The sequence below is a fragment of the Bradyrhizobium sp. JYMT SZCCT0180 genome, assembly GCF_018130165.1.
GTDB lineage: Bacteria > Pseudomonadota > Alphaproteobacteria > Rhizobiales > Xanthobacteraceae > Bradyrhizobium.
On record NZ_JAFCLZ010000015.1, the window covers coordinates 17,120 to 39,274 of the forward strand.

Below are 22,155 nucleotides of genomic sequence, written 5' to 3' on the forward strand. Positions count from 1 at the left end.
CTGATTGCGATTTCGCACAGGCCGCGCGGTCGTTTCGCGGGGAGCGGGGCACCAGGAAACATGTCGGTCGACACATTGAACGCCACGGCAGGTGTCGATCCCACGCGCACGAAGATCGCGGGCTCGATCAAGCAGGCCGCCTCGACCACAGGCGCGAGCTTCGAATACCTGCTCACCACCGCCAAGATGGAATCCAACTTCAACCCGAAGGCGGCGGCGACCACCTCGTCGGCACGCGGGCTGTTTCAGTTCATCGACCAGACCTGGCTCGGCACCGTCAAGGAAGCCGGCAGCCAGCTCGGCTACGGCAAATATGCCGACGCCATCACCAAAAATCCGTCCGGCAGCTATTCGGTCAGCGACCCCACCGCGCGTGCGGAGATCATGAAGCTGCGCGACGATCCGCAAGCCGCGTCGTCGATGGCGGGGGTGCTGACCCAATCGAACAGTTTCAAGCTCACCGGCAAGATCGGCCGCCGCCCGAGCGACGCCGAACTCTATATGGCGCATTTCATGGGCGTCGGCGGCGCGGGAAAACTGATCTCGAACGCCGAGGACAATCCGCAGGCCTCCGCTGTGCAGATGTTTCCGGCCGCCGCCGAGGCCAACCGCTCGATCTTCTACGATCGTTCGGGCCGCGGCCGCAGCGTCTCCGAGGTTTATTCGGTGCTGAACTCACGCTACGCCAGCGCCGCCAGTTCGCCGGCCACCCGCACCGCGATGGCCGCGGTCGGCGGTGACCTGCCGCGCCGCGTGACCGTCGCGAGCGCCACGCCAGCGACGTCCGCGACACAGGCTGCACCCGTGATTGATAACGCGGCCTATCTGTCGAGCTTCCCGGATACCCGCAGCGTGACGCCGGTCGCCGCGACATCGCAGACCGCCTCCGCGCAGCCCGAGCCGATCTTCCGCTCGCTGTTCCAGGCCGGCGAGCGCAGCCAGCCGATTTCGCCGGCGGTGCAGGAATTGTGGGGCAGGGGATCCGCGCTCACCACTGTCGCCTCGGCTACGCCGTCGGTATCGGGACAGAAGCCCGAAGTCCGCGCACCGGGCCGGCTCGATCTGTTCAGCGATCGCAACGGCACGTTCTCAAGCTAGCATTTGCACGATCAGTGCTGCTGCCCATCCTTCGAGACGGCCGCTTTGCGGCCTCCTCAGGATGAGGTCTAGCTTGCGGAAGCACCACAACCTCATGCTGAGGAGCGAGCGTCTCGAAGCATGGGCGACAAGCGATCTCTCTCATCGTCAACACGAGCTACCTCTGCGCCGACAGCGTCTTGCCTTGCTCATAAAAAATCTTGCCGCCGTCGGGGCCAAACCTGATGCCGTATTCGAACGATGCGGTGCCCGAGGACTTCTTGCCGTTCGCCGGATTGGAATGGCTGAATTCCAGCGCGCCACTGATCTGGCAGCTTGATCTCGCCTGGTCGCACGAGGTTCGTATCGTATCCATCTGCAGCCGGTACGATCGGTTCGGCCAGTTCTTGACGTATCTCTCCTTGTCCTTGAGGACTTCGTCGCGAGCTGTTGATTTTCCATAGTAATCAATTCGCTCGTCGAGCGACCTGCGGGCGTAATTCATGAAGTCGGCGGTGCTGCCTTGTGACTGCTTCATGTCCTCGATGACAAAGGCTGTTGCGCGCTGCTCCAGCGCCGGATCGATCGCAACCGGCCTTGGCGGCGCCGATGGCGCCACCATGCTCGGCGGCGGCGCGGTGATCGGTGCGCTCGGCGTCGTACTCGCAAAGTAGAACGAGCCGTCGATCGGCGAGGAGGAAACCCAGGGCTGCTGCGATCCGCCGGTCGCGCGTTTCACCTGCAGGCCGACCTGATTGAAGGTCTGGAAGATGTCGAGACCCGGCTTCTGGATCGCCTGCGCCAGCGCCGAAGTATAGGGACTGTTGCTGCCGGTGCCGTCGAGCGCGACATTGCCGGGCTGGGTGGCGTAGGACAGCAGCGTTCCCTCGGGTGCGCGGAGTTGTGCAAGCCCGCTCTCCGTACTGCGCAGCCCCCTTCCGCCAAACGGATTGTTGCGGCAGGCGTCGAGGATCACGAGATTCAGCTTCGTCCCCGATCCCTCCATCTGCCGGAGCACCAGGTTGACGTCGACCATCTGGAAATCGACATCGGCTTCCTTCACCGGATTGGCCGAAATCGGCACCAGATAATTGACGTTGCGGACCTGCACGCCGTGGCCGGCGTAATAGAACAGCGCGACATCGGCGCCCGTGAGCTCGTTACCAAACGTCTGGATCGCGCGATCGAACGCCGGCTTGTCGAGATCGATCTGCGCGCGCCCGCCGACCAGGATGAAGCCGACCTTGCGCAACGTCTCGGCGATCAACGCCGCATCGTTCCTGGGGTTGGCGAGCGGGCTCACGCTTTGGTAGCTGGAATTTCCGACCACCAGCGCGATGCGCTTCTCCGCCCGGCAGTTCACGGTCGAAAAGACCAGCAGCAATATCGACAAAGCAAAAAATGAGCGCATGCCTACGCCTCGCCCAGTGGAAATATCAGGGGGTAGTTAGGCAAGGATTGGCGCCTCTTGTCGAGATGGTTCGCGTCAAGAGAACGCGCCAAATCCAGGCGGTTTTGGCGCTAGCGCCAGCGGTGCGCAGCGAGGCCGATTATCTACCGTCCGGGGGCCCGAGCGCGTTCCCTTAACGAAACGTCAATAATCCCAAACGTTTATGGTGAACCCTTTGTTAAGCGTCATGGTTTATTTTCTATTGAGTGGCACCGCGTCACGGTGTCGTTTCGGGTTGCGTAGGCCGGCTAGACCATGATCGTTCGGCAGTTCATCAGTTGGATACGTACCGCTCCGGCAGGCGAGCGGGCAGAGGCGACGCGGTCTTTGGCGCGGGCCTGGTTGATTTCCGATCTCACCGAGGACGACCGCGCCGCCGCCGAAGGCGCGCTGTTGATGCTGCTCGACGATCCATCCCCGCTGGTCCGCCAGGCGATGTCGCAGGTGTTTTCGCGCAGCGCCGAGGCTCCAGCCGCGATCGTGCAGGCGCTCGCGCTTGACCAGCCGTCGATCGCGCTGCCGGTGCTCGAACATTCCCCACTGCTGATCGACGCCGACCTCGTCGACATCGTCGCGACTGGCAACAGTGAGACGCAATGCGCGGTCGCCCGCCGGGTCAACCTGCCGCCTTCGGTATCCGCCGCGATTGCCGAAGTCGGCTCAGCGGCCGCCGCCCTCGAGCTGATCGAGAACGCCTATGCGGAGTTGGCGCCATTCTCCTGGGACCGCATTGTCGACCGGCACGGCCACCTCGCCGCAATCCGTGAATCGATGCTGGTGCTGGAGGGCTTGCCTTCAGCCACGCGCCTGGCGCTGGTCGCCAAGCTTTCCGACACGCTGGCGCAATTCGTCGTCGCCAAAAACTGGCTAAGCCCGGACCGGGCAGGGCGGCTCGCCTCGGAAGCGCGCGAGCGCTCGACCGTGAACATCGCGGCGCGTTCACGCGGCGAGGACATGGAGGGCCTGGTGCAGCATCTGCGCGCCACCGGCCAGCTCACCGCCGGCCTGATCCTGCGCGCGCTGTTGTCAGGCAATCTCGAACTGTTCGATTCCTCATTGGCCGAATTGTCCGGCCTGCCGCACGCCCGCGTCACCGCGCTGCTGCACGACCGCGGCGGCGCCAGCCTGCAGGCGCTGTTGATCCGGGCCGGCCTGCCGGAATCCACCTTCGCCGCCTTCCGCATCGCGCTCGAGGTCTGCCATGAGACCGGCTTCGTCGACACGCCGGGTGGTGCGGCGAGATTGCGCCGCCGCATGGTCGAGCGCGTGCTGACCCATTGCGAGACCGACCGCAAGGCCGCCGAGCCGCTCTTGATCCTGCTGCGCCGTTTTGCAACTGAATCGGCCCGCGAGGAAGCCCGCCAGTTCTGCGACGAACTGGTGGCGGAGGACGCGATCGGGCACGACGATCTGATTGCGGCGTAGCCCGACTTTCCAACATCAAATTCGGTGTCGTCCCTGCGAACGCAGGGACCCATAACCACCGTGCTCAATTGTCGAAAAAGATAGCTGCCACATCGCTCCACGGAGAAGCCGCGGCGTATGGGTCCCTGCGTTCGCAGGGACGACGAGCTGCTGAAGCTTGCCGCCTCACTCCACCGGAATAATGCTCGGCGCCAGAATCGCTTCGAGATGCTCGGGGCGGTCGCGGTTGGCGTAGGTGAGGAATTCGTCGGCGATGCCGCGGAGCGAGCGGCTGAGCACGCCGGCGGTGGCCGCGGTGTCGAGCTTGGTGCGCTCGCGCACGATGGCCTGAATGGCGTTGATGTGATGCCTGATCAGATCCGACGGCACCAGTTCGAGATCAGGCGCGTGTTCGATGATGCGGCACAGGCTTTCGGCGGCGGCGCCCGCGGAGGGAAAGCCGAACGTCGCAGCATCGCCCTTGATGTCGTGGGCGGCACGAAACAGTTCTTCGCGGGAGTCGTCGGTGAAGCCACCCTTCAGGATGGCGGCGTGGGCCGCGGAGAGCCGGTCGGCTTCGATCGCCATCCAGTTCTTGAATTCACCCGACAGCCCGGCCAGCGCTTTTTCGGCGCGACCGACCGGATCGTCGAGGTCGGATTCGGGAACGCGCAGCAGCACCTTGCGCAGCGGATTGGGCTGCGTGATCACGTGGTGATCGGCGAAGCTCTTGACCTCCAGCTTTCCGGGTTTTTCCTTCGCCATGATGGTTCCTCAGCGGTTCGCGCGTTAGACGCTGGATCGCGCCTTGTCGAGCAGCGATGGCTGCTGCATCACTTCCATCTCGCCGCCGATGCGGCGCTCGGGGCCGATATAGGCATTGTTGGTGTTGCGCCGGCGGTCCGGGCCGAAATAGGTCTTGGTCTTGATGAACGGCCGCGGATTGGCGACGACGTTGAGGATGCGCTGATAGAGCCCCTTGGCCGAGATCGGCTTGGCCAGGAATTCGGTGACACCGGCGTCGCGCGCAACCGTGACGCGGCGCTTCTCAGAATGGCCGGTCAGCATGATGATCGGCGCGTAGGGGTTGCCCTTGGATTCCGGCTGCCGGATCATCTGCGCCAGTTCGAGCCCGTCGAAGATCGGCATCGCCCAGTCGGTGATGACGATATCGGGAACGTAGTGGGTGTACATTTCGAGGGCGGTGGCGCCGTCCTCGGACTCGTAAGCCTCGCGCGCGCCGAACGAGTGCAGCAGCGTCCGCAGGATGCGGCGCATATGCGGGTTGTCGTCGCAAATCAGAAACCGCAGCTTGTTGAAATCGATGCGATACATGGTCCGGCCCTAAAGCGCATACCGGGCAACACGGTACACCCGGCGTTAACCATATCGCGGGGCCGGTTAACGAATGGTTGCGAAAGGGGGCCGGCAGGGGCGGTGGCCAGCCGGTTATGTCGTCCCGGCGAAGGCCGGGACCCATACTCCGCGGCGCTCATTGCTAAAGAAGGTCTCTAACGCCTGCGCTCTCACCGATGGGCCGCGGCGTATGGGTCCCGGCTCAAGGCCGGGACGACGCAGCCGGGACGACGGGGCAGCAGGGACGACATCTAATGCCCGAACTGCTCGCGCAGGATGCGCTCTTCCAGGCTGTGGCCGGGGTCGAACAGCATCCGCATCGAGATCGACTTGTCGGACAGCACCTCGACACGGCGGACGTCGCGCACTTCGTCATGGTCGGCCACGGCGGCGACCGGACGCTTGCCGCCCTCGAGCACTTCGATGACCACGAAGGCGGTGTTGGGGAGCAGGGCGCCGCGCCAGCGCCGCGGCCGGAACGCGCTGATCGGGGTCAGCGCCAGCAGCGCCGCATTGATGGGGAGGATCGGCCCCTGCGCCGAGAGGTTATAGGCGGTGGAGCCGGCCGGCGTCGCCACCAGAATGCCGTCGGCGATCAGTTCAGCCATGCGTTCGTGCTCGTCGATCAGGATGCGCACATGCGCGGCCTGATAGGTCTGACGAAACAGGTACACTTCATTGATGGCGTGATGCAGATGCACCTGATCGTGAACATCGGTCGCGCGCATCAACAGCGGATTGATCAGCGTCTCGCGCGCCGCGGCCAGCCGGCCATGCAGGTCGTGCGTGGAGAATTCATTCATCAGAAAACCGACGGTGCCGCGATGCATGCCGTAGATCGGCTTGCCGGTCCGCATGTACCGGTGCAGCGTTTCCAGCATCAACCCGTCGCCGCCGATCGCCACCAGGATATCGGCCGTATCCGGGGCGTGATTGCCGTAAAGCCTGGCGAACTCCGCCAGCGCCGCCTGCGCCTCCGCGGAAGCGCTCGCAACGAAGGCGATGCGGTCATATCGCTTGGGGCTGGCCATCGGATTACGGGCTCATGGGCGCCGGATTGCGCCGCGCTCGTCTATACACCTTGACGGCGCTTGTCGAGATGGAAGGGCGCCTCGCCCGGGACGGTAACTCAAGCCGAAGGGCCGGAGCGGCTATTTCTCCTGCAGGGTTCGGATCGGGTCCCAATCCTTATCAGGCGGATTTTCAGCCAACTCCCGGGCGCGCTGCCTGAACAGCGCTGCCGGCCGGTCGATATCAGCCGAACGCTCGAAGCATTTTGCGGCAAGCTCGAATTCCCGGGCGCGCCAATGCGCAAGTCCGTCGGCGTAATGGGCGATCAGCGCCTGCCGGGAAGCGCCAAGCCCGGTCGAGAGCGCCAGCAATTCGTAGATTTTCAGCGCCTGGTTGCGTCCCTTCACCCTGATAGCGTCGAGCTCGCGCCAGGCGAAAGCGTCGCCGGCAAGTGCAACCGTCGTTTCCGAAGCGATGACGGTCGTGCCGTAGAATTTGTTGGCGCCCTCCAGCCGCGAGGCGAGGTTCACCGCATCGCTCATGACAGAGTAATTGAAGCGTCGCCGCGATCCGAAATTGCCGACCAGCGCCTCGCCGGAATTGATGCCGATCCGCTGCGCCAGTTTGTGTTCGTGGAACAGCGCCGAAGAGGCGTTGAGCTCGGCCAACTTTGTGCAGCAGTCCAGCGCGGCGCGCGCCGCATTGGCGGCATGATCAGGATCGTCGGCCGGCGCGCCAAACACCGCCACGACGGAGTCGCCGATATATTTGTCGACATAGCCGCCATGGCTTTCGATGACGTCGGTCATGGCCGAGAGGTATTCGTTCATCAGCTCCATCAGGCTGTCCGGCGACATCTTTTCGGCGATCAACGAAAACCCTTCGATGTCGGAAAAGAACACCGTCACCTCGCGGGTCTCGCCGCCGAGCTCCGGCAGCTTGTTCGACGACAGCATCCGGTTGATGACGTGCGGGGCGAGATACAGCGCAAAGCTCTTCTGCAGCAGGCGGCGATCCTTGTCGGCGACGACAAAGCGGAAACCGATCGTCGAGGCCAGCGCCAACAGGCTGGCGAGGAACGGCTCGGCGACCGGGAGCGCCAGCGCGTGGTTGAAGGCGAGGGTGGCGCCGGCGATGCCGGCCACGACCATGACCGCCCAGGCCGTCGCCGCGACCAGCGGTCTCAGCCGCCACGCGGCGATGGCCGCCAGCGCCGCGAACACGGCCGCGATCAGGAAGCGCGACAGTGGCCCCGGTTCGACCACCGCATTGCGCGAGATCAGGTTGTTGACCGCGGTGGCGTGGATATAGACGCCGGCGACCGTGCTGATCCTGAAGGCGGCGGAGACCGGCGTGCTCCCGGCCGCGCAGCGCGGCGTGCGCGCGCCCTCGATGCCGGTCGCAAAGCGCTTGGACGTCATGCGCCGGTCCTCGATATCGAGAACGGTGCCGAAGATGACGACCTTGCCGTCGAACCAGCGCCGAAAATAGTCCTTGTCGTCCTTGACCGCGCAGTTGCGCAGATCAGCGAACGAGAAGGTCGGAATGTCGGCCGCGCCGCCCTCGAAATTCAGCGTCAGCGTATTCGGCACCCGGCCCGGGATCCGGTAACCGCCGAGTGTCATCCGGCCATTCTGGTCGAATTCGGGAGCCGCGCCGATCGCGCGCGCCGCCAGCTCGACCGCCATCGAAGGCACTTTGGCGCCGTTGATAGGGAATGTCAGCGGCATGCGCCGCACCACGTCGTCGTGGTCGGTATGAACGTTAAGCGGCCGGATGTTCTGCTGCTGCCGCACCGCGATGCGCTGTCCGGCCGAGGGCCTGACCGGCTGGTTGCCGCCGAGCGTCTCCCCCAGCACCACCTTGCCGGTGGCTGCCGCGCCGGCCAGCGCAATCAGGAAGTCCTTGTCGAAGCCGCGCACCCTCGTGCCCAGCATGTTGTCGCCGAACGGGATCTCCGACTGCTCGATCGAAGTCGGGATCACCACGTCGAAGCCGGCGACCTTGGCGCCGCCTTCCAGGGTCGCGGTCAGCACGCGACCGATCTCCCTGGTCCAGGTCAGCATCGGCGAGTCCCTGAAGGGGGCGGTGCGCAGGCTTTCCTCGTCGATCGCTACGACGACCGTCGGAGACGCGGCCGGATCCTGCCTGCGGCCAAACACCTCCCACCGCAGCGCCGTGAGAATGTCGAGCGAGAGCCCGCGGATCGGCCTGACGACGGGAGAAACCGAGGCCGCGGCGCAGACCAGCGCGATGGCGGCGACCACCATCTGGTTGCGCGTGCTGCGCCTGATTCTCAAGCGCGGATGTCCGGCACGCCTAGTCCAGCCGCAGCAGCCGGCCGACGATCGGCGTCGCGCCAGGTTGAGCCTGGGTGTCGACCCGGAATACGATTTCCGACGATTTGAACGAGGCGGCGTAGAGACCGCCGGGGACTAGCGCAACGTTCTCGCCGGCGAAATCGACGAACTTGCCCTTGAGCTGGGTGCCGCCGAGCGCGATCTGGTGACGCTCGCCGGCGAGGTCGAGCCGGCGCACTACCAGCGTGCCGCGGCCCTTGGCCTGCACGAACGGCGAGGCGCCGTAAAGCGTGAGCTGCGGCGCGGGCAGCGAAGCTGACGTGGCGCTGCGGAGCAGGGTGGCGGCGACGGCGCTGGTGTCCTTGGTGGTGGCGTTGGCCTGGTTGGAATCGCAGTTCGTCTTCTCCGCCTTGAGGACGGCTTGATCGACCATGCTCTCCTCGTTGCCGACGACGACGGTGCCGGCGCCGCTGATGGTCTCGCGCCGGCAGGACTTCAAATAGCTGAGCACGACGGAGCCGCCGTCGGCGATCTTGATGACGGACCGGGCCGTCACATAGTCCATGAACTCGGCGCCGGTCACCTTGCCCTTGATGTCCTCGACCACCGCAACCGGTGAGTCCGCCGCGGCGGGAGAAGCCAGCGTCAGCAGGCCGAGGCAGACAACAATCGCACGTTTCATTTTGGTCCCCATTGGAAAGCGCAGGTTCTTTAGTCTCGCCAGCGCCAAAATGGTTTCATGGATGAATCAAAAATAATTGGTCGGGTCCGCCGGCGGAACCGACCGATATCACCTAACGGTCGGCGAGGACAACCATGCCGAAGCCACGGATTCCGCGTCATGCGGATAGCTTTCACGTAATACTGTCGGGATTGTGATGCCGGCGGATTTCGTCCTGTTGTAGCACAGCTCAGCTGTCGCCATCCCAGGCTGAAATCCGCGGCGTAACGGAGCAAGCGACTTTAGGGAGCAGGACGTCATGGCTTTTCGCTTCACCGTGCGGCGTCATATGCAACTGGCCATCACGCTTGTGATGCTGGCCTGCGTGGCCGGCGCGCGCGCCCAGGACGCAAGCCCGACGGCCGTGCAGCAGCAACCCGCCGCGACGCCGACCCCGGGTCAAACTCAGCCGCCACAACCGCCGCAGGGACAGAAAGGCGGGGGACGGCGCGGCGACGCCGCAACGCCGCAGCCGGTCTCCGATCAGCATCGGCTGCCGCCGGATTCCACCACCAGACAGACGCTGGCGCTGCCCGGGCGCACGCTGGCCTTCACCGCGACCGCAGGTTCGATCCGGCTGTTCGACGAAAAAGGCGAGCCGCAGGCCGACATCGCCTACACCTCCTACCAGCTCGACGGCACCGATCGCGGCACGCGGCCGGTCACCTTCCTGTTCAATGGCGGGCCGGGCGCTTCCTCGGCGTGGCTGCAGTTCGGCACTGCCGGACCGTGGCGGCTGTCGATTACGGGAGATGGCGCGATTGCTTCCGCTTCGCCGGACCTCGTGCCCAACGCCGAGACCTGGCTCGACTTCACTGATCTGGTCTTCATTGATCCCGTGAACACCGGCTATAGCCGCTTCGTCGCGACGGGCGAGGACGCGCGCAAGCGGTTCTTTAGCCTGGATGGCGACGTCAGTTCGATCGCGCTGGTGATCCGGCGCTGGCTCGAAAAATACGACCGGCTGCTGTCGCCGAAATATGTCACCGGCGAAAGCTATGGCGGCATCCGTGGCCCCAAGATCGTCCGCAACCTGCAGACCCAGCAGGGCGTCGGCGTGCGCGGGCTGATCCTCGTCTCTCCCTTGCTCGATTACCGCGAATTTTCCGGCTCCAGCCAGCTGCAATACGTCCACAGGTTACCCACCATGGCCGCGGCGGCGCGTGAAACGAAGGGCCCGGTGAAATGGTCCGATCTCGCCGACGTCGAACGCTACGCGCGGAGCGAGTTCGTGAGCGACCTGCTCAAGGGGCAGGCGGACACCGAGGCCTCCAACCGGCTCGCCGACAGGGTCGCGTCGTTGACCGGCATCGATCAGGCCGTGAGCCGGCGACTTGCCGGACGCTTCGAGGTCGGCGAATTCCGCCGGGAGTTCGACCGCCGCAACGGCCGGGTGACCGGACGCTATGACGCGTCGGTGTCGGGCTTCGATCCCTATCCGGATTCGGACTCCTCGCATTTCGGCGATCCCTCCGGGGATTCCCTGATGGCGCCCCTGACCAGCGCCGCCGTCGATCTCACCACGCGCAAGCTGAACTGGCGGCCGGACGGCTCGTACCATCTGCTCAACGACAGCGTCTTACGGTCGTGGGATTTCGGCCGCGGACCCGCCGAGTCGGTTTCCCAGCTGCGGCAGATTCTGGCGCTCGACCCGAAAATGAAACTGCTGGTCGGCCACGGCCTATTCGATCTCGCCACGCCATATTTTGCCTCGAAGATCATCCTCGACGGGTTGCCGGCCTTCGCCAGCCCCGCTCGCGTGAAGCTCGTCGTTTATCCCGGTGGCCACATGTTCTATTCCCGCGATGCGGCACGGCAGGCGTTTCGCGGCGAGGTGCAGGCGCTGATGAAGTGAGGGAAGCGGGTCGGCGAAGTCCTCTAGAACGGCCTTTTCGAATAGAATGAACCTACGAATAGAAGGGCCTTCTTCTCGGAGCCTGTCAGCTTGAGAGCTCCTTCATTTTGTGCCAATCGAAACTTCCGGTCGATTCCCAGCATTTCGTTGTGAACCGCTATCGGAAGCGGCGCCACAGAATCTACAGAGCAAGCCACACGTCCGGCGCCCAGTCTGCCAACGCCAGTGCGTCGATCGACCCGAACCACTTCCTGCGTTGTAACTCTCCTCGCCTCGATTTGAGTCTTGGTAATATGGGTCACCAAGCAGATCAGGCTGGCGCCATTTGGCGTCTTGGCGTGAAAGATATCCCCGATGACAAGTTTCTGAAGCAGCGTCTTGCGCTCAACTAGCATGTAATTTCCAATCAAGCTTGGAGCTCAGACCACGTTTACGATGTAGCCGGGGGCGGCGTATTACGCCTTCGGCCAATCCGTCCTGAGGAGTGAGGGCCAGTCCCTCAGGTATTGAACGGCGCTTTTTCGTACCTACATACACTGTGCGGCGGCGCCTCGCGCCGTCGTTGCCCTCTTTGGGCGTTTCCTCCCTAGACTTGGGCCGCTTGTTCATTCAAGCGGCCCTTTTTCGTTTGCGTATGGATATGCCGTCACGCGTTTGCTTGTGTACGGCCGGCCTGCGATGAGATCAGTTCGTAGATGAGGTAACGGGCCCCGGTCCACCTTACGAGTTCAGGCGGTCGGTGTGTGAACGCTAGTGGCGTCAGGTTATGTTGATGCGGACCGGCGCGCCCTGAGGAACGCTTTTGGTTTTCACGATCAGTTGGCCCATGAGGTGCCAGTAAACATCCAGATCGGATAGTTCTAGATTTTCTATTTCATCCGCTCCGCCAAGGAACAGCGGCTTTCTATACCCCACGCATTGGGCATAGTCGGGCTCGGTTCCTCCGCTGGCCAGCCATCTTTGATGGAAGTCGATGGCGAGCGCTGCGTCTCCGAATTCGATCAACTCATCGTCGTGGAAGGTCTGAAGGCTGGAAGCTATTTCCAGGGCTTCGCCAGTGCCAGGCTCGAACATGACGACACCAGGTTGTCCCCGTTTCAAGCCTCTGTGTGTCAACGGCAAACGCGCGGCCCAACCAGTCATAGCCGAAGCAAATGATCCGCCCGGCAAACTCGGGAAAGGCCAGAGAAACACGTGCCTTCCATTCATCCAAGTCAGTTGCGCGGATCACCCGATACAAACCGCGTCTGAACGGCGCGCCTCCGAACCTGCCAATCAATTCATTGAAGGCGAGCACGTCTGACTTAACGGTCGCCCCTTCACCCTCGGAGACTCGGCTGTGGTCGAGCGGAAAATTCCGTCGGAACGCTTCAAACATCAACGATCTCCGACCTTCACTCGTCAATCACCGCATTATGCGCATAGATGCACTTAATCGACCATCGGTTTAGTGGGTGTCAGCGTCATTGCGCAATTCTCAGGCTGCCTCGCAATGTTGGGATGCAGCGAGGGGGTGCGACAAAACAACCCGACGGGCAAATCAGTTCTGATTTACGGAAATCGTGTCAAGCGGAAAATTTCCGTAAATCAAAAATATTTCTGTAGTCGGCCGACCCAAATCAGTGCGCATCTATCGCCATCCCGCCCTGGTCAGAGGGCGTCGGCCGTCGTCACGGACGTTGGGCGGGTTGCGGTGGACGCTGGTTCACGTCTGACGACGGCGTGGATTTAGCGTACGGCAAAACCGTGTGGTCCTGGCGCCCGTTGCCGGCGTCAAGCTGTCGGAGAAGCGTGAGCGGAAACGACAGCGACGGAGTCAACCAAGAACTCGTCTCCGGGGAGATCACGGCATAAGCCGTAAAGCCATTGCGCAGGGAAGGCCGGGTGTTCTCCGCTGCCCTGTATGCTCGTGTGCATTTTGTTTTGTGCTAACCGCACACGAGACCGCGGGTGCAGCGCGCACCCGGTCTTCCCTGCGCCCTCTGTATTTAGGGCGGGAAGTTTCTTGCAAAGCTCGGGCGCTATGCGTCGCGAGAATGCAAATTCATATTCAGTGTCATCGTCCGCGAATGCGGACGATCCAGTATTCCAGAGACGCCGATGATAGAACCGAGAAGCTGCGGCGTACTGGATCACCCGCCTTCGCGGGTGATGACAGTGGTGCGGCATCATCGCCGTCATTGCGAGCGCAGCGAAGCAATCCATGCCTCAGCGAGCGGATAGATGGATTGCTTCGCTGCGCTCGCAATGACGCGGATATAGCCACGTCCCACCGATCCGGTGAAAGTTTGCGGACATCTTACGAGTTCGTGCCGGAAGCGGCGCGCGGTGAAGCCTCGGCCAGCGATCGTCCGACGTGCCGCAGCATCCGGCTCGCCTGCGCGGCGCTGTGGTCGAGCAGCCAGCGGCCGAACGCGTCGGGCGACAGCGCCCGGGCGTAGAGAAATCCCTGCACGACGTCGCAGCCAAGTTCGGTCAGCAGATTCAGCTGGCCGTCGCTTTCGACGCCTTCGGCGACGACGGTGAGGTGCAGACTTTGACCAACGCGAACCACCGATGTCACGATCGCCAGCGCGCTGGGGTCGCTCTCGACGTCGTGCATGAAGCTGCGGTCGATCTTCAATTCGCGGATCGGCAGATGCGCCAGCCGGCTCAGACTCGAATAGCCGATGCCGAAATCATCCAGCGACAGGCCGACGCCGAGGTCGCGAAGCGCATGCATCGTCTCGATCGCAACCGAGCGCTCGTTCATGATCACGCCTTCGGTGATCTCGAGCATCAGCACTTCCGGCGGCAGGTCATGGTCTGCGAGAAACCCGGCGACCGTTGCGGCCAGGTTCGGGTTCTGGAAATTGATCGGCGACAAATTAACCGATACGCACGGGATATCCACGCCGGCCGCACGCCATTCCGCCATTTGCCGGCAGGCCTCGCGAAGCGACCACATGCAGATCTGTTCGATCAGTCCGCACTCTTCGGCGAGCGGGATGAACTTCGAAGGCGAGACTTCGCCGAGCTCCGGATCATACCAGCGCGCCAGCGCCTCGACGCCGTAAATGCCGCCGTCGCTGGTGCGGATCTGCGGCTGATACTGCAATTGCAGGACGTCGTTGGCGAGCGCGCGCCGCAGCGCCGCGCTGTGGGCCAGCCGCTGTTCGGCCAGCCGGTCCATGTCGGCGCTGAAGAAACGAAACGTGGAGCGGCCGGCCTGCTTGGCCTTGTACATGGCAGCATCCGCCTGCTGGATCAGCGTGTCGATGTCGGTCGCGTTGTCCGGATACATGCTGATGCCGATGCTGGCGGACATCGCGACCTGCTTGGCGCCGATCTGAATCGGATTGACCAGGGCTTCCGTCATCCGCGACGCCATCAGCGAGGCTTCGGCCGCATTGCGGTTCGGCAGCACGATCACGAATTCGTCGCCGCCGAGCCGCGCCAGCATGTCGCCCGGCTGGATCTGCGCGCGCAGGCGCTGGGCAAATCCGACCAGCAATTCGTCGCCGGCCGAGTGTCCGAGCGTATCGTTGACGTCCTTGAAATTATCGATGTCGAGAAACGCCAGCGCAACGTGTCCTCCGCCGGCGCAGGCGTTGGTCGCCTCGAGGATCAGATCGCGCAGGCGCGCGCGGTTCGGCAGGCCGGTCAGCATGTCGTAATAGGCGAGCCGTGCGATCTGGGCGCGGGCCTCCTTGCGCTCGATCGCGAGCCCGCCGAGATCGACGCAGGCGTCGACGATCCGCTGATGCCAGCGGCTGGGTGCGCGACATTCCCGGTAATAGAACGCGAAGGTCCCGATCACGCGGCCGTCCTTGCCCTTGATCGGCGTGGACCAGCAGGCGCGCAGGCCAACCTCGAGCGGGCGGGTCTTGAACGGCTGCCAGCGCGGGTCGGTGTCGATGTCCTCCGCCAGCACCGGCTTGCCGAAATAGGCCGCGGTGCCGCAGGAGCCGATGTTCGGACCGATCGCGACGCCGTCCAGCGCCCGCGAATAGTCCTCGGGAAGGCTGGGACCGCCCAGCGGGTGAACCAGTCCGCCGGCGTCGATGTGCAGCAACGAGGAGACGACGTCTGGCGCGATCTCTTCGACGCGCCGGCAAAGCCGGTCGGCGATGTCCGCGATCGGGATTTCATCGGCCAGCGCGCTCATGATCAGCTGCTGCAGCGAACGCAGCTGCTTGGTCTCGGTGATGTCGGTCAGCAGGGCGAACATGTAGTTGGACCGTCCGCGCCCGTCGCGGAACGTCTTGACGTTGGCCGAGACCCAGATCTCGTCGCCGTTCTTGTCGTAGGCGAGGACTTCCTCTTCGCCTCCAGCTTCCTCGCCGACCCAGCGTCGCAGCCTGGCCAGCGTCCTGCGGTCGGTACAGCGGCCCACCAGCAGTTCGCCTGCAAACCGGTCCTTTGCCTCTTCGAGCGAGTACCCGAACATTCCCGTAAACGCGGCGTTGGTGTAGACGACCCTCAGATTGCGATCGGTGACGACAACGGCGCGGCTGGTCCGGTCGGCGACCAGCGAGAGCAGGGCCAGCCTTTCACGCCGGTCGACCTCCTTGGTGATGTCGCGCACGAAAGCGATGGTGCGGTGTTGACCGTCGATCTCGATGTTCGAAAGCCACAGCGCCACACGAATCCGGCTGCCATCCTTGCGCGCGATCGTGATCTCGGCGTTGCGTCCGTTCGGAACGTCGTTGCGGCTCACCTGGTCCGAGGCCGGCGTCGCGACATGATGATGTTGCAGGTCCTTGAGCCCGAGATCGCCGACATGGCAGCCGAGCGCTGCTGCGCGGTCCAGCCCGAAGATCAGCTCAGCCGCGGCGTTGCAATAGCTGACGTGAAGCTCGCGATCCAGGATCAGCACGGCGTCGGTCGCCCGCTCAAGCGCGGCCAGCAGAACGTCCGGCGTTTCGGCCACGGGGTAATCGCCTGTGCTCATCATCCAACCCTGATGCCCGCCTGGACCCATCGGAGCCTTGGTCCGAGAGGGCGGCGGCGTCATTTGGGTGAAAAGCCTAGGCGTGCATGGGTGTTGAAATGGTTCTTCGATCCCGTCCCGGCTGGCGGAAAGAGATCATCCTTAAGGATTCGCTAATAAATAGCCGCGCAACCGGCCTGAGCGGCCAGGCTGCAACGGAATTTCCGGTGTGCGTGGCAGAAAAAGGAAAGGTGCCGGCGGCGGATCGCGTCGGCACCCATCCATTTTCACATTCTTGCCGGTCCCCGCAACGCGGCGACGGCGCTGACGGCTCAGTAAACCAGACCGGTTCCCGGCGGCTTTTCGAGCGCCGCGGCGAGCGAGCGGTATTCCTCGCTCGAGGTGCCGGCAAGCGCCGCGATCTTGTTCAAATGGTATTGCGCGGATTCGCGGTTGCCCTGTTCGACCTGCCACAGGCCGTAATACTGCCAGGTCTTGACGTGGTTCGGATCGGCCTTGAGCGCGCGCTCGTACCAGATCTGCGACACCTTGTAGTCGCCGAGCTGGCGATAGGAGTAGCCGATCAGATTGGCGACCGCGGCGCTGTCGTCGCGGCCGAGCGCTTTCAACTGTTCGATCGCCGAGGCGTAGTCGTGGCGATCGTAGATCGCGGCATAGGCGGCGCGATAACCGGTCGCAAATGCGGTTTCCTGCGTGCTCGGGCGCACTTCGCTCGATCGCTTCTTCTTTTTGCTGTTATCGGGCGGCGGCGGCGGACTGCTGTCGGGTGCGGCGTAGACCACGCTGACGACGGGAGCCGCCGTTAGCGCCAGCGTCAACATCGCCAGCGTCAGAAGCCTGATAGCAAATTTGGTCATGCGTCTCTCCAGTTGAACAGATCAAGAAACCCGACTTCGAGAAAATCAGTAGAAAAGGACGGTGCCGTCAGGCGATCCTATACCGAAGCTCGCTGATTTGAACACCTGGCGGTTGGGAACATTCCCGACCCTTTAATGCCATTCCCGTGATTTTTTGCGCTGCGGCCGTTTTGCGCCGGGAACATGACGAAGATGTCATGCAGATGAATGAAGTCCGGTGTCGCGCTTCACGACGGGTTCAGTGCGGGGTCGTTAGCGTCGTCTGCATGATCAGCGAGGGGTCGGTCACGTGGCCGGAGTGTCCTGCGATCCATGGAAGAGGAGACAACCATGTTCAAGACCATTTCCGCAGCGCTGCTCGCCGTATCGGTTCTCGCCGCACCCGCGCTGGCCGGTTCGCCCGGCAAGACCATGCACGCGCCGATCAGGGCGGAGCAGGCGAACGCGAAGTTCTTCAATGCCAATGCGCGGATGGGCCGCCATCACCACAAGCATTATCGCCACCATCATCGCCACCACAAGCACATCGGCTTGCTGAAGACGCACACCACGCCGAAAGTCGTGATCAAGCACGTTCCGCACGGCAAGCGCGGCTGATAACTGATCCGCGGGCGCGGTTCGATCCCCATTGCCCCGACGCGCCGGCGGGCATCAGGCCAACCCACGCGCCATTGCTTCCCCAATGGCCGTGGGTTGGCGCCGTTTTCAGCGGTCCAATCCGGCACGAAAACCGTGTTTGCGAATTCCATTTCGGCGCCGCCCGGTCTAAGAGATAGCCTCGGGTCCAGCTGGAAGACTTACGCTTGGGGACATCAGCAAAATTTGCGGCGACCGTGTTGCTGCCGCTCGTGCTCGCGGCCTGCGCGAGCAGCGACGAGGTCAGGAGCATCACCTATACCGACGACCGCGGCGTCTCCAATCAGCCGTTTCCCAACAATTACAAGGACGAGATACTCTCGTTCATGAGGACCTATCTCAACAATCCGGTCGGCGTGCGTAACGCCGTGATGGCTGAGCCGATACAGCGCGTCGTCGGGGGACGGCTGCGTTACGTCAGTTGCCTGCGCTTCAGTCCGCGCAACTCCGACGGCAATTACGCCGAACCGCGCGAACGCGCGGTACTTTACGTCGATGGCCGGCTCGATCGCATCATTGAAAACGCCAGCGAGCCCTGCGCCGGCGCGGTCTATGCGCCATTACCCGACCTGGAAAAGATGACGCGGTAGCAGCCGGTGCTCAGGATTACGCGCGCTGCTTTGCCGTCGCGGGGCTTGCCGGCGCGCCGGTCGGCGTATCCTGCATTGATTTGATCAGGTTGTTGCGCACGGTGACCACCGCCTTTTGCAGCTTGGGGAATTCCTCCGGCGAAAGCCCGGAAGCCTTCACCAGATTCCTTCCTCCGAGTTTTTCGCGCAGGCCCCGCCCGGCATCGGTCAGGCTGACCAGCACCTGGCGCTCGTCGGCGGCATCACGCTGCCGGCGCAGATAGCCCATCGTCTCGAGCTTCTTCAGGATCGGGGTCAGGGTGTTGGATTCGAGGAACAGCTTTTCGCCGAGACTTGAGACGGTCTGGTTGTCGTTTTCCCACAACGCCACGATCGCAATGTACTGCGTGTAGGTGAGGCCGAGTTCATCGAGAAGCGGTTTGTAGGCCCGGCCAAAGGCGAGGTTGGCCGAGTAGACCGCAAAGCACAGGAAGTCGGCGAGCTTGGGATCCGACGGCCGTGGATCCGAAGACGCTGGGTTCGAAGCCGTTGGGTTCGAAGGCTTGGTCGGTTTCATCCTGATGCTCCCGGACACCTGATCGTGACGTCAGGTGAGCATATATATCGGATACGATTAAATCGGAAGGGTTGACATCAGGAATAGTACCGATAATTAGATCGCATCCGAATAAATCGCACTCGATGTGTATCGAAGGAGATCCAAATGTCCGACAACATCAACCTTGGTCGCCGCCGTTTTCTTGGCGCCGCGGCCATGACGCTGGCAACCGCCCAGGTGGCTTTGGCCGGCCCGGCCGGCGCACAGTCCGGTAACGCCAAACCAGTGAGTGCGGTCAAGCCGGGGGCGCACACGTCGTTTCCTGCCATCAAGCAGATCAATGCCGGCCTCCTCAATGTCGGATACGCCGAAGCTGGGCCCGCTGACGGTCCGCCGGTCATTCTCCTGCACGGCTGGCCCTACGACATTCACGCCTTCGTCGATGTCGCGCCGATCCTGGCCTCGGCCGGCTTCCGCGTGATCGTGCCGCATCTGCGCGGCTACGGCACCACGCGGTTCCTCTCCGGCGACACGCTCCGCAACGGTCAGCAGGGCGTACTCGCGGTCGATGTCATTGATCTGATGGATGCGCTCAGGATCGAGAAGGCGGTTGTCGCCGGGTTCGACTGGGGCGCACGGACCGCCGACATCGTCGCGGCGATCTGGCCGCAGCGGGTCAAGGCGCTGGTCGCGGTAAGCGGCTATCTGATCGGCAGCCAACAGGCCAACAAGGCGCCGCTGCCGCCGAAGGCAGAGCTTTCCTGGTGGTACCAGTATTATTTCACCACCGAGCGAGGCCGGGCCGGCTATGAGAAATATACCCGCGATTTTGCCCGGCTGATCTGGCAAACGGCTTCGCCGAAATGGAATTTCGACGACGCCACCTTCGAGCGCAGCGCGGCCTCCCTCGACAATCCCGATCATGTCGCGATTTCGATCCACAATTATCGCTGGCGGCTCAGCCTGGCCGAGGGTGAGACGAAATACGACGATCTGGAGAAGCGGCTCGCCGCCTTTCCGGTGATCCAGGTGCCATCCATCACCCTCGAGGGCGATGCCAATGGCGCCCCGCACCCCGATCCTGCCGCCTATGCCAAGAAGTTCTCGGGCCGATACGCGCACCGCCTGATCACCGGCGGCATCGGCCACAATCTGCCCCAGGAGGCACCCCAGGCGTTTGCCGAGGCGGTGATCGACGTTGCCGGCTATTGAGCCGGGACGGGCTTCCGGGAGCCTGAGATCGGGTATCCCGGAAACCCCGAATGGCGCTCTTCAGCGAAGGGTCCCTCCGGCTAAGCGGAGGGTCCTCCGCTCCGAAAAGATGAGCGGAATTCAATCACTTTTTGGCGACCCTTGAACCTTGTCTTAGTCATCTCCGACATCAACAAAGCGGGATACCTGCAAGTTAACGCAGGAAAAAGCCTTATATGCGAGGGAACCAAAGCGCTTTGTTGCCGCGCCGTCACAGGTGGGCACCGTCAGGTGCTCCGGCATTGCCGCAAAGCAACCTAATTGAGGTCACGTTGTTTGGTTTGATGATGGAACGTTAGTCACGGGGAATGAAGATGAAGAAGATTTTGCTCGGCGCTGCCGCGCTGGCCGCAATGGCGGCTCCTGCTTTCGCGGCGGACATCCAGCCTCGACCTTACACCAAGGCGCCGGCCTACACGGCGCCGGCGCTGGTCTATAACTGGACCGGTTTCTATATCGGCGGCCACGTCGGCGGGGCCTTTGCGGGTACCGACTCCCTGCAGAGCAGCGACGCGCGCTTCCTCGGCGGTGTGCAGGGCGGCTTCGACTACCAATTCGCGCCCAACTGGGTGGTGGGTGCCGAAGCCCAGTACAGCTGGCTGAACGGCAACAATAACGGCACGCTGTTTCCGGGCGGTACGCTGGTGAGCACCAATACCGACCAACTCGGTTCGGTGACCGGCCGGGTCGGCTACACCTGGGGTCCGGCGTTGCTCTACGCCAAGGGCGGTTATGCCTGGCGCGACGGCAACAATCTCGGCGTCACCGTGGGTGGCGTCCCGGCGGGCTTCACCACCAGCGGCAACCGCAAGGACGGCTACACCGTCGGCGGCGGTCTCGAATACATGTTCGCGCCCAACTGGTCGGCCAAGGCCGAGTACCAGTATTATGATTTCGGCAAGACCACCTTCACGGCTGGCCCCGCCGACGTCACCGGCCAGAGTTTTCGGAACGACGAACACACCGTCAAGGTCGGTGTGAACTACCGGTTTGGCTGGGGTGGCCCCGCGGCCTCCAAATACTGACGGGCTTGCTGCGTAACCAGACGAGAAAAGGCCGGCGTGATGCCGGCCTTTTTGTTTTCAGGGGCAGCTGCCGGAGGGCACGACGCGCTATACGCAGCTGTCGGCACCCTCCAAAAAATAATTTTCGCGGTGCACGCAACTTTTTGTCATCTTCGGCTATTATGGTCCAGTCGGCTGGTTGGACAATCAAACATGCGTGCTTTTGCGTTAGGGCTGGTACTTTCCGCAGCGTCGTTGCCATGCTTTGCCCAGACTGTCCTGAAATCAGAACCGCTCATCCTTGCTCCCTATGAAATCGCCTTCGTGCAGGACGCCAATTGTCCGGTCGGGAAGGTGCTCAAGGTGACCGGCGCGATCAGGGGACTGAACCGCCGCAAGGCTTGCGTCGTGCTCGCCTCGGAACAGGCTTCACTGGCAGCGGCGACGCCTTAAGAAGGCGATCGTTCGATTTTTTCCTCCGGCCGCAAGGCGGGGCCGGTCCCCTGCGGCCCCTATCTCCGCCAGCAATACTCGCCAAGCGGCTGCTTCAAGCGGCTTTCGAACCCAACTGCAGCACCGAACGGGCGTCGCGCTCGGCCTCGGCCTTGTTGCGCGCCGGATCTTCGTCCGGGTCCGGCTGGCACGGCTTGATCTCGTAGTCATTGTCCAGCACCGGTCGAGGCTCCTGCCTTTCCTCATCGGAAACCGCATCGACCACCAGCCCCGACTGTCGGGCCAGCTTCCAGACATCGGCCTCGGTCGGATAGGCCTTGCTCAGCTTGGCCTCTTGGCAGAACAGCGCGTAGGGCATGCAGGGGGCTCCAGCAAAAACGGTCAACGTTGCAGCCCCATTTGGGTTTCAGGCTTGGCTGCTATGCCATTCCTTCAGAGCTCGGGAAGGCAAAAATGGTCCGTTTCGGCGGTATTTTGGCGGAGTCCCTGAGTCGTAAACGAGTCATGAATCCCGCGAAAAAGAATCCCCGAGACTCCTCGGCTAGAATCGCTGGATGTTTCGGCCATGAGAACGATCCTCCAGACTCACTCCTGCGAGCGTGTCCAACTCACGCTCACGGTCGCGCTGCTGGTGGCCTGCGCGGCCAACGTCGCGCTGGTCTGGGCGTGGCTCTAACGGCTGGCGATTGACGTCGCGTCCAATCCACCCATCATGCAAC

General features: G+C 63.1%; 21 protein-coding genes. 9 read left to right on the forward strand and 12 right to left on the reverse strand.

The annotated features are described in order from the left end of the window. The first annotated feature begins 60 nt into the window (after window positions 1-60). A complete protein-coding gene (locus JQ641_RS21930; RefSeq protein ID WP_211998027.1) occupies window positions 61-1,098 on the forward strand; it encodes a transglycosylase SLT domain-containing protein in 1,038 nt (345 codons plus the stop codon). Window positions 1,099-1,255: 157 nt separating this feature from the next. On the opposite strand, the gene JQ641_RS21935 is transcribed toward JQ641_RS21930, so the two are convergent. After that, a complete protein-coding gene (locus JQ641_RS21935; RefSeq protein ID WP_211998028.1) occupies window positions 1,256-2,488 on the reverse strand; it encodes a caspase family protein in 1,233 nt (410 codons plus the stop codon). A 294-nt stretch (window positions 2,489-2,782) separates the two neighbouring features. On the opposite strand from JQ641_RS21935, the gene JQ641_RS21940 reads away from it, so the two are divergent. Continuing rightward, window positions 2,783-3,952: a DUF2336 domain-containing protein gene (locus JQ641_RS21940; RefSeq protein WP_211998029.1), complete on the forward strand. Its 1,170-nt coding sequence runs from the start codon at window positions 2,783-2,785 to the stop codon at window positions 3,950-3,952. A gap of 165 nt (window positions 3,953-4,117) precedes the next feature. Here the strand turns inward: JQ641_RS21940 and JQ641_RS21945 are convergent, their stop codons facing one another. The 5 genes from JQ641_RS21945 to JQ641_RS21965 all read right to left on the reverse strand — a co-directional run bounded on the left by JQ641_RS21945 (window position 4,118) and on the right by JQ641_RS21965 (window position 9,280). After that, on the reverse strand, window positions 4,118-4,696 hold the full coding sequence (locus JQ641_RS21945; RefSeq protein ID WP_211998030.1) for an Hpt domain-containing protein: 579 nt from the start codon (window positions 4,694-4,696) through the stop codon (window positions 4,118-4,120). A 24-nt stretch (window positions 4,697-4,720) separates the two neighbouring features. Continuing rightward, window positions 4,721-5,266: a response regulator gene (locus tag JQ641_RS21950; protein WP_192733989.1), complete on the reverse strand. Its 546-nt coding sequence runs from the start codon at window positions 5,264-5,266 to the stop codon at window positions 4,721-4,723. Window positions 5,267-5,538: 272 nt separating this feature from the next. Beyond that, entirely contained in the window at window positions 5,539-6,318 is a 780-nt protein-coding gene (locus tag JQ641_RS21955; RefSeq protein ID WP_211998031.1) for an NAD kinase, read from the reverse strand. Window positions 6,319-6,438: 120 nt separating this feature from the next. Next, window positions 6,439-8,592: an adenylate/guanylate cyclase domain-containing protein gene (locus JQ641_RS21960; RefSeq protein WP_502754981.1), complete on the reverse strand. Its 2,154-nt coding sequence runs from the start codon at window positions 8,590-8,592 to the stop codon at window positions 6,439-6,441. Window positions 8,593-8,617: 25 nt separating this feature from the next. Next, on the reverse strand, window positions 8,618-9,280 hold the full coding sequence (locus JQ641_RS21965; RefSeq protein WP_211998032.1) for a hypothetical protein: 663 nt from the start codon (window positions 9,278-9,280) through the stop codon (window positions 8,618-8,620). Window positions 9,281-9,578: 298 nt separating this feature from the next. On the opposite strand from JQ641_RS21965, the gene JQ641_RS21970 reads away from it, so the two are divergent. After that, a complete protein-coding gene (locus JQ641_RS21970; RefSeq protein ID WP_502754979.1) occupies window positions 9,579-11,174 on the forward strand; it encodes a S10 family peptidase in 1,596 nt (531 codons plus the stop codon). Window positions 11,175-11,197: 23 nt separating this feature from the next. Here JQ641_RS21970 and JQ641_RS21975 read toward each other — a convergent pair whose 3' ends face one another. From JQ641_RS21975 to JQ641_RS21990, 4 genes are all read right to left on the reverse strand, one after another. Then, entirely contained in the window at window positions 11,198-11,569 is a 372-nt protein-coding gene (locus JQ641_RS21975; protein WP_211998033.1) for a hypothetical protein, read from the reverse strand. 364 nt (window positions 11,570-11,933) lie between these two features. Further along, window positions 11,934-12,248, reverse strand: coding sequence for a T6SS immunity protein Tdi1 domain-containing protein (locus tag JQ641_RS38030; RefSeq protein ID WP_249150602.1), 315 nt, complete (start codon window positions 12,246-12,248; stop codon window positions 11,934-11,936). A gap of 1,225 nt (window positions 12,249-13,473) precedes the next feature. After that, window positions 13,474-16,107: an EAL domain-containing protein gene (locus JQ641_RS21985; protein ID WP_211998034.1), complete on the reverse strand. Its 2,634-nt coding sequence runs from the start codon at window positions 16,105-16,107 to the stop codon at window positions 13,474-13,476. A 311-nt stretch (window positions 16,108-16,418) separates the two neighbouring features. Further along, window positions 16,419-16,964, reverse strand: a complete 546-nt coding sequence (locus JQ641_RS21990; protein WP_211998035.1) for a tetratricopeptide repeat protein — start codon at window positions 16,962-16,964, stop codon at window positions 16,419-16,421. A 330-nt stretch (window positions 16,965-17,294) separates the two neighbouring features. Here JQ641_RS21990 and JQ641_RS21995 point away from each other — a divergent pair, with 330 nt between their 5' ends. After that, window positions 17,295-17,561 (forward strand): His-rich protein BRANT, encoded by a 267-nt coding sequence (locus tag JQ641_RS21995; protein WP_211998036.1) that lies wholly within the window; start codon window positions 17,295-17,297, stop codon window positions 17,559-17,561. A 206-nt stretch (window positions 17,562-17,767) separates the two neighbouring features. Beyond that, window positions 17,768-18,190 carry a hypothetical protein gene (locus tag JQ641_RS22000; protein WP_211998037.1) on the forward strand — a complete coding sequence of 141 codons (423 nt, stop codon included), beginning with the start codon at window positions 17,768-17,770 and terminating at the stop codon, window positions 18,188-18,190. A 16-nt stretch (window positions 18,191-18,206) separates the two neighbouring features. Here the strand turns inward: JQ641_RS22000 and JQ641_RS22005 are convergent, their stop codons facing one another. Next, window positions 18,207-18,746 (reverse strand): MarR family winged helix-turn-helix transcriptional regulator, encoded by a 540-nt coding sequence (locus JQ641_RS22005; protein WP_211998038.1) that lies wholly within the window; start codon window positions 18,744-18,746, stop codon window positions 18,207-18,209. A gap of 147 nt (window positions 18,747-18,893) precedes the next feature. On the opposite strand from JQ641_RS22005, the gene JQ641_RS22010 reads away from it, so the two are divergent. The 3 genes from JQ641_RS22010 to JQ641_RS22020 all read left to right on the forward strand — a co-directional run bounded on the left by JQ641_RS22010 (window position 18,894) and on the right by JQ641_RS22020 (window position 21,436). Beyond that, window positions 18,894-19,940: an alpha/beta fold hydrolase gene (locus JQ641_RS22010; protein WP_211998039.1), complete on the forward strand. Its 1,047-nt coding sequence runs from the start codon at window positions 18,894-18,896 to the stop codon at window positions 19,938-19,940. Between the two features lie 353 nt (window positions 19,941-20,293). Further along, window positions 20,294-21,004, forward strand: coding sequence for an outer membrane protein (locus JQ641_RS22015; RefSeq protein WP_211998040.1), 711 nt, complete (start codon window positions 20,294-20,296; stop codon window positions 21,002-21,004). Between the two features lie 192 nt (window positions 21,005-21,196). Beyond that, window positions 21,197-21,436: a hypothetical protein gene (locus tag JQ641_RS22020; protein ID WP_192733977.1), complete on the forward strand. Its 240-nt coding sequence runs from the start codon at window positions 21,197-21,199 to the stop codon at window positions 21,434-21,436. 94 nt (window positions 21,437-21,530) lie between these two features. On the opposite strand, the gene JQ641_RS22025 is transcribed toward JQ641_RS22020, so the two are convergent. Next, complete coding sequence (locus tag JQ641_RS22025) at window positions 21,531-21,794, reverse strand: hypothetical protein (protein ID WP_192733976.1); 264 nt, start codon at window positions 21,792-21,794, stop codon at window positions 21,531-21,533. 207 nt (window positions 21,795-22,001) lie between these two features. Between JQ641_RS22025 and JQ641_RS22030 the strand changes: the two genes are divergently transcribed. Further along, window positions 22,002-22,112, forward strand: a complete 111-nt coding sequence (locus JQ641_RS22030; protein WP_192733975.1) for a glucose transporter — start codon at window positions 22,002-22,004, stop codon at window positions 22,110-22,112. Window positions 22,113-22,155: the final 43 nt, after the last annotated feature.